Here is a 13593-nt window from a genome sequence, read left to right as displayed (position 1 = left end):
CAACACGGTCCCCTCCGCGCTCGAGGGGACCGTGTTGGTCTCGACACGCCTCCGCCTAGCGGCTCCGGCGGCTCGACCGACCGGCTCGACCGACCGGCTCGACCGACCGGCTCGACCGACCGGCTCAACCGACCGGCTCAACCGACCGGCTCAACCGACCGGCTCAACCGACCGGCTCAACCGACCGGCTCGACCGACCGGCTCAACCGACCGGGCCAACCGACGGCACTCAGCCGACGGGGACGGTCGCGATCCGGTCGGTGCCGGCGTAGATGTTCATCGAGGATCCGCGCAAGAAGCCGACCAGGGTGAGGCCGTTGTCGTCGGCCAGGTCGACGGCGAGCGAGGAGGGGGCCGAGACGGCGGCGAGCAGCGGGATGCCGGCCATCACGGCCTTCTGGACGAGCTCGAAGGAGGCCCGGCCGCTCACCATCAGCATGCTGTTGCGCAGCGGGACCAGCCCCTCGCGCAGCGCGTGCCCGATCACCTTGTCGACGGCGTTGTGGCGGCCGACGTCCTCGCGTACGCAGAGCAGGTTGCCCTCCGCGTCGAAGAGCCCGGCCGCGTGCAGGCCGCCGGTGCTGTCAAAGACGCGCTGCGCCTCCCGCAGCCGCTCCGGCATCGTCGCCAGGAGCTCAGGGGTGACCTGCAGGGTGTCCTCCGCGACCGACCAGGCCGAGGACGTACGCACCGCCTCGAGGGACGCCTTCCCGCACAGCCCGCACGAGGAGGTCGTGTAGAAGCTGCGCTCCAGGGAGGCGTCGGGAGGCGGGACGTGGGCGGCCAGGCCGACGTCGACCACGTTGTAGGTGTTGCCGCCGTCGGCGGTCGCGCCGGCGCAGTAGCGGACGCTCGCGACGTCGTCGGCGGAGTGCACGACGCCCTCGCTGACCAGGAAGCCGATGGCCAGGTCGAAGTCGCCTCCGGGGGTGCGCATCGTGACGGTCAGCGGTCGCCCGTTGACCCTGATCTCCATCGGCTCCTCGGCGGCCAGCGTGTCGGGTCGCCGCGAGATCACCCCGTCGCGTACCCGCAGCACGGGCCGTCCAACTGTCACTCGTCCCATGTCAGCTCCTGTGGTGTGGGGTCGGGTCGGGAAGGGTCCTGGTGGGCGTGCCTGGCCGCATGCACGGCGGCACCGATGAGCAGGATGAAGCCGATCAGGGCCAGGCCCCCGATCAGTTCAGGATACGAGGCCGACCTCGCCATGACCGCCAGCAGCAGTGGCGCGAGGAAGCCGCTGTGGGCCACACCCTGGAACAGCGCCGACACCGTCGGCAGCGCCCCGGGCGGGGCCAGCCGGCCGATCTCGGCCAGTCCCGATTCCAGGGTCAGGCCGTAGCCGGCACCGAGGAAGACGGCCGCGGCCAGCACCAGGAGCGGCGAGACCTCTTCGATGGCGAGAGCGCCGAGCAGCAGCCCGACGACCACGGTGCCCATCGCGACGAGGGTCGCGCGGGCGCTTCCGGGCCGGTCGATCCGGGCCGCCAGCGGCTGCACCGCGAGTCCGACCAGCAACGTCACCGCCGCGACCAGCCCGCTGAACAGCGGCGCGTGGTCACGGACCCGGTCGAGGACGAACGGTGGTAGGACCACGTAGGAGACCGTCACCGCCGCGAAGATCGCCGGGCTGGCCGGCAGCACGATCCCGACGAAACGGGGGTGGGTGATGGCCGACCAGCGGTCCCCGCGCGGCGCCGGGGGCGGCCGCCCCGGGATCGAGCACATCTCCGGGATGCGCCCGGTGAGCGCGAGCACCAGCAGCGCGAAGCCGCCGTGCACCAGGCACGGCACCACGGACGGGGCCGGGAGCCAGGCGGCCACGGTCCCCGCGAGCAGCGGTCCGAGGGCGAAGCCGGCTCCCGTCGCGTAGACCGCGAAGCGGGCGCCCCGGTCGGGCGCGGGCGAGAGCGCGCGGAGCCAGGCGGCCCCGGCCGAGACGATCAGCCCCGCCGCGACCCCGGTCACCAGCCGGCTCACGACGACGGCGTCCACGGAGACCTCCGCCAGGGCCAGCAGGAGGCTGCCGAGTGCCGTCACGGCCAGGGCGAGGCGTACGACCCGACGGTGGCCGAACCTGTCGGCGGCCCGGCAGCCGAGGAGCAGCGCCGGGACCAGGCCGGCCAGGTAGAGGGTGAACACCACGACGACCGACATCGTCGACCAGCCCGCCTCGAGCCGGTAGACCACCGAGAGCGGCGTGAACTGGTTGGCGCCCCAGCCAGCCGCCACCAGGGCCGCCGCGACCAGGACGCGGTCGGTGCGTGCACCCGGCGACGCCATGGTCGCCTTCGGCGCTCCCCCGAGCGTGCTCACCGCGGCCACCACCCGTGTCCGCTCAGCCGACCGGCAGAGGAACGCTCGCCTCGGCCGTGTAGGCGAAGAACGTCAGCGACTCCTCGAGGTAGAGCTCGATGCCCTCGGCGTCGTGGGAGGTGTAGCCGATCGACAGGTCCATCCCGAGATGGAGCTCGTGGTCACCACCGCGAGTCGAGACCAGCAGCGCGCCCTGCAGCGCCGGCGCCCAGACGATCTCGCCGTCGAGGAGCCGGGAGAGGTGGTGCAGGATCGGGTAGCCGTGGTCGGTCGTCTCCGAGACTGCGGTGTAGGCCTCAGCCGACAGCAGCAGGTCGTACGGTCCGTCCACGCCGGCCAGGCGCAGCGCGCTGACGGCCTTGGCGACCGCGTCGGGCACCTGTCGTGGGTCCGAGGGAAGCGGCACCGGCGTGTTGGAGCTGGCCGGGGCGATGCCGGGGATCCCGGCCGCCGCGGACCCGTGGAAGATCGCCGTGTCCTCCGCGGCGGCGATCGCGGTGGCGGCGTCCTTGACCGGCTGCCAGTCGGAGTCCTGGGCACCGCGCTCGACGTCGTCGACGGCCTCGCGGGTGACCCGGAACGGGGCCCGCAGCTCCACGAGGAGCTGGGCCTGCCGCTGACGCGCGCTCACCCCGGGGGCCGGTGCCTCGAGAGGGGTGAGATGACCGGTGCCGACGGCCGCGAGCTCGCTGCCCGACGGGCCGACCACGTCCACGACGCGGCGGCCGGCGATCAGCTGCTTGAACGTACGCCGTGCCTCCTCCTCGATCTGTCCCCACGCGGACTCGGAGATGGGGGCGAGCTCCCGATGAAGATTCCTCATGCTTGACCACTCCTTCCGGCGCTGTGCGCCATGCTTCCGATGCCGAGCGAGCCGTCGACGGTCGAGACTGGTTTCGTTTCCTCAGGAGATGGGGTGCGGTCGAGGAACGGCTCGGGGTCCTCGAGGAAGGCCGCGGGTGGGACGAAGAACAGGCACCCGGTGACGGCGGTGGAGAAGTCGAGGATCCGGTCGTGCCGGCCCGGCGTACGGCCCAGGAACATGTTGCGCAGCATCTCCTCGGTCACGCCCGGGTCGGCGGCGTAGCCGATGAAGTACGTCCCGAACTCCCCGGTTCCCACCGCGCCGAAGGGCATGTTGTCGCGCACGATCACGCGCTCGGTGCCGTCGGCGTCGGTGATGGTGTTGAGCGCGACGTGGGAGTCCTCGGGCTTGACCGAGTCGGGCAGCTCGATGTCGCTGAGCTTCTTTCGGCCGACGATCAGCTCCTGTTCCTCCACCGAGAGCTTCTCCCAGGTGTCCAGGTCGTGGAGGTACTTCTGGACGATGACGTAGCTGGACCCGGCGTACGTCTCCTCAGAGCCGGGTTCGCCATAGCCGACCAGCGCGGCCGGGCCCGACTCGGCCGCCGCCGTCGGGCTCTCGGTGCCGTCGACGAAGCCCAGCAGGTCGCGCTCGTCCCAGTAGCGGAAGCCGTGGACCTCGTCGACGCAGTCGACGAGCCCGTCGAAGAGCACCATCAGCTGGCGACCGAGCTCGAAGCACAGGTCAGCGCGTCCGGCACGCACGTGGAACAGCAGGTCGCCGGGTGTGGAGACCGCGACGTGCTTCTCCCCGGCGAGCGGGCGGAACGGGTGCAGCCCGGCCGGGCGCGGCGCGGCGTAGAGCCGGTCCCAGGCCTCCGCCCCGATGCCGACCACGCAGCTGAGCGCTGCCTCCGGGATGCGGAAGCCGATCGCACGAGTCACCCCGGCGACGTCCGCGAGCGCGTCGCGCGCCGCCTGCTCCTGGCCGTCCCTGACCGTGACGGTGAGGAAGATGGCCGCCTTCGCGGGTGGTGCCAGCACGTCCTGTGCCAGGTCCTGCGGCGTCACCTGGGTCTCCTGCCTTCTCACACTCGGTCGCGGCGTCACTGCTGACGATAACCAGGACAATGGCTGTTCGGTTACCCATCCGGGCATTCTCTGTTCACGAGGACAGGACTCGTTGTCGGCCTGTCCAAGGGCCGTTCACCGACCCTCACGCCTCACGGCTCAGGTGGACATCTTCGGCTGGTGCTCCGTTCACGGGCCCTGGCCCAGACACCCGCGTCGCAGCAGAAGCCGCGACCGCTGCGCTTGAGACAGAGGAGCCCGACGCACCGACCGTCCTCGACCACGGCGAGCCGGCGGATGCCGGCGCCGGTCATCCAGGTCCAGGTCGACCACAGGTCCGCCTGCGGACCGACGGTCCGGCCCGACAGGGTCCCGAGCGCCGTCGCCGGCTCGTCGTCGCGTACCTCGGCGAGGTCCTGCCTCTCGATGACGGCCAACAGCCGGTCCCCGTCGACCACCAGCCCGGCGTGGACGTGGTCGTCGAGGAAGAGCTCGCGTACGTCGCGACCCGTCGCCGTGACCGGGAGCAGCTTCGGCCGGCCGACCATGGCGTCGGCCACGGTCGCCTCACCGGGCGCGCACGCCTGCCGCCCACCGCCGAACTCGACCCCACCCTCGTTGCGAGTGGTCGACTGCTCGATAAGGGGCACCTGTCCTCTTTCTCGTTCTCGCTGCGGTCCTGGTGGACACCACGGTACGCCGCGGCCACAGTCCTCGTCGCCGGTCACCGCAGTCTCTGTCGGCGCGCACACCTACCGCTGTGGCGGCCGACCACTCATCGCTGCCGGCGAGCACGATCAACCCGAGGGCCGGGACCGCAGCGGGCCGGTGCCCGGCCGCTTCCGCCCATGGGTCGCCCACAGGTCCGTCGCGGAGGCGACCCGCAGGGCGTAGGCGGCAGCCGTCAGCTCGGCGACGTCCATCGGCTCGGCCAGGGACCGGCCGGTCAACTCCTGGATCCGGCGCAGCCGGTTCCGCACCGTGTTGGGATGGCAGTAGAGAAGGGTGGCGGCGCGCTCTGCGGAGCCGGACTGCTCCAGGTACATGTCGAGGGTCTCGAGCAGCAGCTCTCGGTCCTCGGCGGGCTGGCGCAGCACCTCCCCCAGGACGTTCTCCGCGAGCCTGCGGCCCTCGGCCGGCTCGTAGACGACCAGTGCGGCCAGCGGGCTGTGGTCGAAGGTCCGCAGGCCCGCGCTGCCCGGCTCCAGCCCGGCCAGTGCCGCTCGGGCCAGGCGCAGCGCTCGCGGAGTCTCGGGGAGCGCTGCGTAGGGCGGGCTCACCCCGGTGCGAGCGTCGGCGAAACCGCGCAGCGTCTCCAGGACCTCCTCCTCCCGCTCCTCCGGGAAGGAGACGATGCCCAGCTGCTGTGCCGGGGTCAACCGCCACCCGGAGACGAAGCCCTTCTCGGCGAGGCGCTGCTCGACGTTGACCAGGCTCTCCTTGGCGAGCCCGTTGGTCTCCGCGGCCACCACGATCAACAGCGCATCGGTCGGAAAGCCGAGCAGCGCGGCCGCCTCCCAGGGACCCGACTCGGGACCGGGACGCCCGGTGAGCACCGCCTCGACGACCGCCGAGCGTCGTCGTTGCTCGGCAAGCATCAGCTCGGCCGTGGTCGCCCGGTAGGCCTCGGTCAGGACGACCGCGTGCTCGTCGGTGAAGCGCCAGATCACCCCGGCGGTCTCGATCAGGGCGTCGGTGGGCTGCCGGGTGACCTGCACCTGCTCGGCCAGGGCATCCCACAGCGTGGCGAAGCAGATCCGGTAGGCCTGCAGCACCTCCGGCAGCGGCACTGCCTGCCTCGCCCGGCGCCTGCCGGTGCGAGCGGAGGCCTCCAGGTCGAGCTCCGCGTGCGGGTCGCCGATCGCGGCCACCACCGAGCGGAGGTTGTGGGCGAAGGACTGCCGCAGCTCGTCGAGGGAGACCGCCCCGCTCTCCCGGTCACGGTAGTAGGTCGTGATCCGGTCAGCGACCCGCGCGCTCGCCTCCTCGGCCAGCCGGGCGATGTTCTGATCCGCCCACGCCGCGAGCCGGGCTCGCCCGTCCTGTCGTGTCACACACCCTCCTTCGCCGGTCCCGGGACCATCCTGTCATCAGCCGGGTGCCACCAGATGAGCCGCCGACTCTTCACCGGATCGCCCGGCCACGTACGATCTGCCTACCGACGACTGGTGCCGGAGGTTCCGTGAACGAGATCCAGCTCAGCGACCTGAGTCTTGGACGCCATATCGCCCAGGGCTCGCAGGGTCGCATCATCGAGCTGGCCGACCATCCGGGGACGGTCGCGAAGCTGTACCGAACGCGAGAGCTCGGTCTGGTGGACGGCCGCGCCCTGGCAGAGCTGGTGCGGATCCGCGGGTTCGTCGAGAGCGAGGGCCTGCAGGTGGACCACTTCGCCGCCTGGCCGCACACGGTCGTGCTCGACGGGCTGCGCACCGCCGGCTTCCTGATGCAGCGGGTCCACGACCCGTTCCTGGCCGGTTTCGGCCCGACCACCGCGCTGGCCGAGCTGGGCCTGCTCGTGGACAGCGGTGACGTACGGACCCCGGGGATCTACGAGCGGGTGCTGCTGATGCGGGCGCTGGCCGCGGTGATGGACGCGCTGCACCGGCAGGGGCTGGTCCTCGGCGACCTCTCGCCGCGCAACATCGCCTGGTCGGTCTCGCCGATGCCGCGAGTGATGCTGCTGGACTGTGACGGGATCCGGCCGGCCGGTGAGGACGGCGTGCTGCCTCCCGCCGACACCCGCGGCTGGGAGGACCCCACCAACGTCGGTCTGCCGCCGACCGCCGACAGCGACCGCTTCAAGCTGGCCCTCACGATCGCCCGCGTGCTCACCGGTGACCGCAACGCCGCCCCCGCGCTCCGGCCGGACCTGACCTTCGCCGGTGAGGCCGGCATCCTGGTCGGTCCGCTGACCCGGCTGATGGACCAGGCCGCCGGCCCTCCCGGGATGCGTCCGACCGCGTCGCAGTGGGCCACCGTCCTGGACGTACGCAGCCCCTGGGCAGGGACGGCCCCGCCAGTGTCTCCGGCGATGCGCTCCCGCGGTCCGTCTCCCAGCGGGGAGATCCTGCGCCCCTTCCGGCGCCAGTCGCGCTGAGCCCGTGGCGTCAGGTCGCCGACCAGCCGGACCAGCGAGTGACCTCGATGACGATCACAGGGCCGGACGGCGGCTGCTCGCGGTAGTCGGCGTACTTCGCGACCAACGGGCCGAGGTCATGCGCCGCGTGCACCCGGGCGACGCCGTCGGCCCGCGCCCACCACAGCTGGGACCAGTCGTCGTCGTAGTCGTCGACCAGGAGCGTCACCGACGGGTTGGCCGCGACGTCCTCGAGCCGCCGCAGCCGGGTGGTCGACTTGGGCTTGTGGTCGACCGCGGTGAGGATCAGCTCATCTGCCAGGGCGAACACGATCGGCACGATCCGGGGCGCACCGTCCCCCGAGACCGTCGCCAGCCGTGCCACCCGGGCCTCGGTAAACCGCGCCCTGGCCCACTGCTCATCGTGTCGCACCGTTCGAGCCTATCCACGTCGACGCGGGCGGGCCGGAGTCCGGCGGCTACGGTGTCCCGCATGCCCGCCGACCACCCGCCCCGTGCTGCCGGCTGAGGCCGAGCGGCTGCTCACCGCCGACCTGGTCGAGTGGCTCGCCGACCTGGTCGATCCGGCCCTGCTCCGGCGGGAGTCGCCCAAGGCGCAGCTGCAGGGACTGCGCAGCGCGGTCGTCCACCGGATCGCGGTCAACGAGGCTTCCGCGCTGCTGCACTTCCGCGACGGCTTCGAGCACAACCCGCTGCCGCTGCGCGACCAGGACGGGCTGCGGCTGGTGCTCGTCACCAGCCGCGGCGAGGACCTGGCCGTCGACGACGTCGAGTTCGCCGACTGGAGCCGCGACGACGACTGTCAGCGTTGCCGGACGGCGCTGGAGAGCTGGGTGCCGCCGCCCTTCGACCGCGCCGCCCGGATCACCTCGGTCGGAGCTCTCCACATCGCCTACGACCACGCCGACCGCGCCGGCATGGCGCCCCGGGAGATCCTGGCCCGGCTCCGGCCTGCGGTCGCCGAGGCCAACGTGGCCCTCGGGTCGTGGGACGCCTCGACGGTCGGCACCTACTGGTACCCGGGCACCGACACCTGGGCCCATGTGATCCCGCTCGCCCTCGACGCGGACCGCGACCCGGTGGCAGGCGTGCTGACGCGCCACCCGGACGGCTACCACCTCGTCACGATCCTGACCCGGCGTACGGCCTTCTGGAACGTCGCCAGCGTCGGCCGGGTTCCCCCGTCCTGGCTCGACGGCCCTATCGATGGCGGCCCTATCGATGGCCCGCCGACCCACACGTGATGGGAACCGATCGAGCGGTGCCGTCATCGGGGCGAACGAACTTTCATTCGCCCTTTGGGAGTGAATGAAAGTTCGTTCGCGCATCGGAGCCGAGTGAAAGTTCGTTCACCCACGGGGCCGAGATGAAAGCTCGTTCACCCGCAAGCCCCGAATGAAAGTTCATTCGACTCGACGAGCCGAATGAACTTTCTTTCCCTGGAAGATCAGTCCTCCGGGTCGTAGCCCAGGTTCGGGGAGAGCCAGCGCTCGGCCTCGGCCATCGTCCAACCCTTGCGGCGGGCGTAGTCGGCGACCTGGTCCTGACCGAGGCGACCGACGACGAAGTACTGCGAGTCGGGGTGACCGTAGTAGAGACCCGAGACCGACGCACCGGGCCACATCGCCATCGACTCGGTGAGCTCGATGCCGGTGTTCTCCTCCACGTCGAGCAGCGACCAGATGGTCTGCTTCTCGGTGTGGTCGGGACAGGCCGGGTAACCCGGGGCGGGGCGGATGCCGGCGTACTTCTCGGCGATCAGGTCCTCGTTGGGCAGCTTGCCGTCGCCGCCCTCGTCGGCGGCGTAGCCCCAGAACTCCGTGCGTACGCGCTGGTGCAGCCGCTCCGCGAACGCCTCGGCGAGGCGGTCGGCGAGCGCCTCCAGCAGGATCGCGGAGTAGTCGTCGAGGTCGTCCTTGAACGCCTTGACCCGGTCGGGCAGGCCGATCCCGGCGGTCACCGCGAAGGCACCCACGTGGTCGGCCCCGGCACCCGCCGGCGCGACGTAGTCGGCCAGCGACTTGTTGGCGACGCCCTCACGGTGCTGCCCCTGCTGGCGCAGCTGGAACAGCGTGGCGCGCTCCTCGGTTCGCGTGTCGTCGGTGTAGACGACTACGTCCTCACCGGTCGAGTTGGCCGGGAAGAGGCCGTAGACGCCGCGCGCCTCGAGCCACTTCTCCTCGATGATCCTGTCGAGCATCTCCTGCGCGTCGTCGAAGAGCTTGCGCGCGGTCTCGCCGGTCGCCGGGTTGTTGAGGATGTCGGGGAAGCGTCCCTTCATCTCCCAGGCGTTGAAGAACGGCTGCCAGTCGATGTAGTCGCGCAGCTCGGCGATGGAGTAGTCGACGAGCGTGTGCACACCGAGCTGCGCCGGGGCCGTGGGCAGCGTCGAGAAGTCGACCTCGGGCTTGTTGGCCTTCGCCTGGACGTACGTCAGCGACGCCCGCTCGCTCCGCTCGGCATGCCGCGCGCGCAGCGCGTCGTAGTCGACCTTGACCTCGGCCATCAGCTTCTCGCGCCGGCCGGCGTCGAGGAGGGCCGCCGCGGTCGGCACCGAGCGGGAGGCGTCCTTGACCCAGACGACGGGGCCGTTGTAGGCCTTGTCGATCTTGACCGCGGTGTGGGCGCGCGAGGTGGTGGCGCCGCCGATGAGCAGCGGTAGGTCGAGCCCGACGCGCTGCATCTCGGTGGCGAACCCGACCATCTCGTCCAGCGACGGCGTGATCAGGCCGGAGAGGCCGATGATGTCGGCGTCGTGCTCCTTGGCGGCGTCGAGGATCTTCTGCGCCGGGACCATCACACCGAGGTCGACCACCTCGTAGTTGTTGCACTGCAGCACCACACCGACGATGTTCTTGCCGATGTCGTGGACGTCGCCCTTCACGGTGGCCATCACGATGGTGCCGTTCTTGGTCTCGGCATCACCGGGCTTCTTCTCGGCCTCGATGAACGGGATCAGGTAGGCGACCGCCTTCTTCATCACCCGGGCGCTCTTGACCACCTGCGGCAGGAACATCTTGCCGGCACCGAACAGGTCACCGACGACGTTCATCCCGTCCATCAGCGGCCCCTCGATGACCTCGATCGGACGGCCACCACGAGCCGAGATCTCGGCGCGGAGCTCCTCGGTGTCGGCCTCCACGTAGGCGTCCAGGCCCTTGACCAGGGCGTGGGTGATCCGTTCGCCGACCGGCAGCTCGCGCCAGGCCTCGGCCTTGGCCTCCGCCTCGGGTGAGTCCTTGTTGAACTTCGAGGCGATCTCCAGCAGCCGCTCGGCGGCATCGGCGCGCCGGTTGAGCACGACGTCCTCGATCCGGTCCCGCAGCTCGGGGTCGACCTCGGAGTAGGGCACCAGGGCGCCGGCGTTGACGATGCCCATGTCCAGGCCCGCCTCGATCGCGTGATAGAGGAAGACCGCGTGGATCGCCTCGCGCACCGGGTTGTTGCCGCGGAAGGAGAAGCTCACGTTGGAGATGCCGCCGGAGACCTTGGCGCCGGGGAGGTTCTGCTTGATCCAGCGAACCGCCTCGATGAAGTCCACGCCGTACGACGCGTGCTCCTCGATCCCGGTCGCGACCGCGAACACGTTGGGGTCGAAGATGATGTCCTCGGGGTCGAAGCCGACCTCGTCGACGAGGATCCGGTAGGCCCGCTCGCACACCGCGATCCGGCGCTCGAAGGAGTCGGCCTGACCGTCCTCGTCGAAGGCCATCACGACCGCGGCGGCGCCGTAGCGCTTGCACAGCTCGGCGTGCTCGACGAAGGACTCCACGCCCTCCTTGAGGGAGATCGAGTTCACGATCGGCTTGCCCTGGACGAGCTTGAGACCGGCCTCGATGACCTCCCACTTGGAGGAGTCGATCATGATCGGGACCCGGGAGATGTCGGGCTCGGAGGCGATCAGGGTCAGGAACCGGGTCATCGCGGCGACGCCGTCGATCATGCCCTCGTCCATGTTGACGTCGATGACCTGGGCACCGTTCTCGACCTGCTGGGCGGCCACCGAGAGCGCGGTGTCGAAGTCGCCGGCCTTGATCAGGTTGCGGAACTTCGCCGACCCGGTGATGTTGGTCCGCTCCCCCACGTTGACGAAGAGGCTCTCCTCGGTCACGGTGAACGGCTCCAGGCCGGAGAGCCGCAGCGCGGGCTCGACCTCGGGCACGTCGCGGGGCGCGACCCCCTCGACCTGCTTGGCGATCTCGGCGATGTGGGCCGGTGTGGTGCCGCAGCAGCCGCCGACCAGGTTCACGAACCCGGCGGTGGCGAACTCGTGGACGTGGCCCGCGGTGTCGGAGGGGCCCTCGTCGTACTCGCCGAAGGCGTTCGGCAGCCCGGCGTTGGGGTAGCAGGACACGAAGGAGTCGGCCACCCGGGCGAGCTCGGCGATGTAGGGGCGCATCTCCTGGGCGCCGAGGGCACAGTTGAGGCCGACCAGGAGCGGTTCGGCGTGGCGTACGGAATCCCAGAACGCCTCGGTGACCTGCCCGGACAGGGTGCGGCCGCTGGCGTCGGTGATGGTTCCGGAGATGACGACCGGCCAGCGGCGGCCGTACTCCTCGAAGACCTGCTGGACGCCGAAGATCGCCGCCTTGGCGTTGAGCGTGTCGAAGATCGTCTCGATGAAGATCAGGTCCGAGCCGCCCTCGAGGAGCGCACGGGTCGCCTCGGCGTAGGCGTCGCGGAGCTGCTCGTAGGTGACGTTGCGGGCACCGGGGTCGTTCACGTCCGGGCTGATCGAGGCCGTACGCGACGTGGGGCCGAGGGTTCCGGCGACGTAGCGGGGCTTGTCCGGGGTGGAGTAGACGTCCGCGGCCGCGCGGGCCAGACGCGCCGCCTCGAAGTTGATCTCGTAGGCGAGGTCGACCATGTCGTAGTCGATCAGCGAGACCGCGTTGGCGTTGAACGTGTTGGTCTCGATGATGTCGGCGCCGGCCTCGAGATACTCGCGGTGGATGCCCTCGATGATCTGCGGCTGCGTCAGGTTGAGCAGGTCGTTGTTGCCGATCAGGTCGACGTGCCAGTCCTTGAACCGCTCGCCGCGATAGCCGGCCTCGTCGGGGCGGTCCCGTTGGATCGCAGTGCCCATCGCACCGTCGAGCACCATGATCCGCTCCTTCAGGGTGGCGGTCAGGGTCTCGGTGACATCAGGGCGCAGACTCACTCTTGTTTCCTCTCCCGGGCGGGCACGGTAGTGTGCACGGCTTTGCCTGAAACACGCTACGGCGTAGGTGCGCGGGCCATGCCATTTCATTCCGAATCCTGACACCGGCAGTCCACCAGGTGGGAATTGATGAGGTGTACGCAGGGTGAACGACACCGCTCGTCTGGTCCCGGTGACTAGGGTGGAGGGTGTGATCGAGATCGAAGAGACCCGCGACCTGGTCGATCCAGTGGTGATCGCCGCGTTCGAGGGCTGGAACGACGCGGCCGACGCCGCCTCCGGCACGGTGGACCATCTGATGGACGTCTGGCACGCGCGGGTGGTGGCCGAGATCGATCCCGAGGACTTCTACGACTACCAGGTCAACCGGCCGGTCACCAGCACCGACGAGAACGGCTTCCGTTCCATCACCTGGCCCACGACTCAGATCGCCGTCTGCTCCCCGCCCGACCTCGACCGCGACATCATCCTGGTGCGCGGCATCGAGCCCAACATGCGCTGGAAGCAGTTCGTCGGCGAGATCCTGGAGTGCGTCGACGAGCTCGGCGGCCAGCTCGTGGTGACCCTCGGCGCGCTGCTCGCCGATGCTCCGCACACCCGGCCGATCCCGGTCTCCGGCACCGCCACCGAGCCCGACCTCGTCGACCGCCTCAAGCTCGACTCGCCCTCCTACGAGGGGCCGACCGGCATCGTCGGCGTGCTCCAGGAGGCCTGCATCCAGTCCGACATCCCCGCGGTCTCCTACTGGGCCGCCGTCCCCCACTACGTCGCGGCCCCGCCCTGCCCCAAGGCCACCCTCGCGATCGTCAACAAGCTCGAGGACCTGCTGCAGTGCTCCATCCCCCTCGGCGACCTGCCCGAGGACTCCCGAGCCTGGGAGCGCGGCGTCAACGACCTCGCCGAGGAGGACGAGGACGTCTCCGACTACGTACGCTCGTTGGAGGAGGCTCGCGACACCGCCGACCTCCCCGAAGCCAGTGGCGACGCGATCGCCCGGGAGTTCGAGCGCTACCTCAAGCGCCGCACCGACGACTCCTGATCACCTGTCGAGCCCGCTCGTCAACGCTGGTCGAGCCCGCGAGCGCAAGCGAGCGGTGTCGAGACCAACACGGTCCCATCGAGCGCCGATGGGACCGTGTTG

Annotated in this window: 11 protein-coding genes; 3 read left to right on the top strand and 8 right to left on the bottom strand. The window is 70.6% G+C overall.

Annotated elements, in window-relative coordinates; all coding sequences use genetic code 11:
* Positions 1–229: 229 nt before the first annotated feature.
* From fdhD to ABZ796_RS26950, 6 genes are all read right to left on the bottom strand, one after another.
* Positions 230–1066 carry a formate dehydrogenase accessory sulfurtransferase FdhD gene (gene fdhD / locus ABZ796_RS26975; RefSeq protein WP_357341202.1) on the bottom strand — a complete coding sequence of 279 codons (837 nt, stop codon included), beginning with the start codon at positions 1064–1066 and terminating at the stop codon, positions 230–232.
* Complete coding sequence (locus ABZ796_RS26970) at positions 1054–2316, bottom strand: MFS transporter (RefSeq protein ID WP_357341200.1); 1263 nt, start codon at positions 2314–2316, stop codon at positions 1054–1056. The genes fdhD and ABZ796_RS26970 overlap by 13 nt, the downstream gene beginning before the upstream one ends.
* 22 nt (positions 2317–2338) lie before the next feature.
* A complete protein-coding gene (locus ABZ796_RS26965) occupies positions 2339–3139 on the bottom strand; it encodes a family 1 encapsulin nanocompartment shell protein (protein WP_357341199.1) in 801 nt (266 codons plus the stop codon).
* Positions 3136–4191, bottom strand: a complete 1056-nt coding sequence (locus tag ABZ796_RS26960; RefSeq protein ID WP_357341197.1) for a Dyp-type peroxidase — start codon at positions 4189–4191, stop codon at positions 3136–3138. Before ABZ796_RS26960 ends, ABZ796_RS26965 begins: the two co-directional genes overlap by 4 nt.
* 152 nt (positions 4192–4343) lie before the next feature.
* Positions 4344–4841 carry a CBS domain-containing protein gene (locus tag ABZ796_RS26955; RefSeq protein ID WP_357341195.1) on the bottom strand — a complete coding sequence of 166 codons (498 nt, stop codon included), beginning with the start codon at positions 4839–4841 and terminating at the stop codon, positions 4344–4346.
* Positions 4842–4988: 147 nt separating this feature from the next.
* Positions 4989–6245, bottom strand: a complete 1257-nt coding sequence (locus tag ABZ796_RS26950) for a helix-turn-helix domain-containing protein (protein ID WP_357341194.1) — start codon at positions 6243–6245, stop codon at positions 4989–4991.
* 128 nt (positions 6246–6373) lie between these two features.
* On the opposite strand from ABZ796_RS26950, the gene ABZ796_RS26945 reads away from it, so the two are divergent.
* Entirely contained in the window at positions 6374–7291 is a 918-nt protein-coding gene (locus tag ABZ796_RS26945) for a hypothetical protein (protein WP_357341193.1), read from the top strand.
* A 10-nt stretch (positions 7292–7301) separates the two neighbouring features.
* On the opposite strand, the gene ABZ796_RS26940 is transcribed toward ABZ796_RS26945, so the two are convergent.
* Positions 7302–7703 (bottom strand): TIGR03668 family PPOX class F420-dependent oxidoreductase, encoded by a 402-nt coding sequence (locus tag ABZ796_RS26940; protein WP_357341192.1) that lies wholly within the window; start codon positions 7701–7703, stop codon positions 7302–7304.
* A gap of 82 nt (positions 7704–7785) precedes the next feature.
* Here ABZ796_RS26940 and ABZ796_RS26935 point away from each other — a divergent pair, with 82 nt between their 5' ends.
* Entirely contained in the window at positions 7786–8535 is a 750-nt protein-coding gene (locus ABZ796_RS26935) for a hypothetical protein (RefSeq protein ID WP_357341191.1), read from the top strand.
* A 203-nt stretch (positions 8536–8738) separates the two neighbouring features.
* Here ABZ796_RS26935 and metH read toward each other — a convergent pair whose 3' ends face one another.
* A complete protein-coding gene (metH, locus tag ABZ796_RS26930; protein ID WP_357341190.1) occupies positions 8739–12452 on the bottom strand; it encodes a methionine synthase in 3714 nt (1237 codons plus the stop codon).
* A 190-nt stretch (positions 12453–12642) separates the two neighbouring features.
* Between metH and ABZ796_RS26925 the strand changes: the two genes are divergently transcribed.
* Positions 12643–13491: a PAC2 family protein gene (locus tag ABZ796_RS26925; protein WP_357341189.1), complete on the top strand. Its 849-nt coding sequence runs from the start codon at positions 12643–12645 to the stop codon at positions 13489–13491.
* Positions 13492–13593: the final 102 nt, after the last annotated feature.

The organism is Nocardioides sp. NPDC047086 (assembly GCF_040643685.1).
GTDB lineage: Bacteria > Actinomycetota > Actinomycetes > Propionibacteriales > Nocardioidaceae > Nocardioides.
The sequence above is the reverse complement of the archived record's forward strand: the minus strand, read 5'-3'. Positions and strand labels throughout refer to the sequence as shown.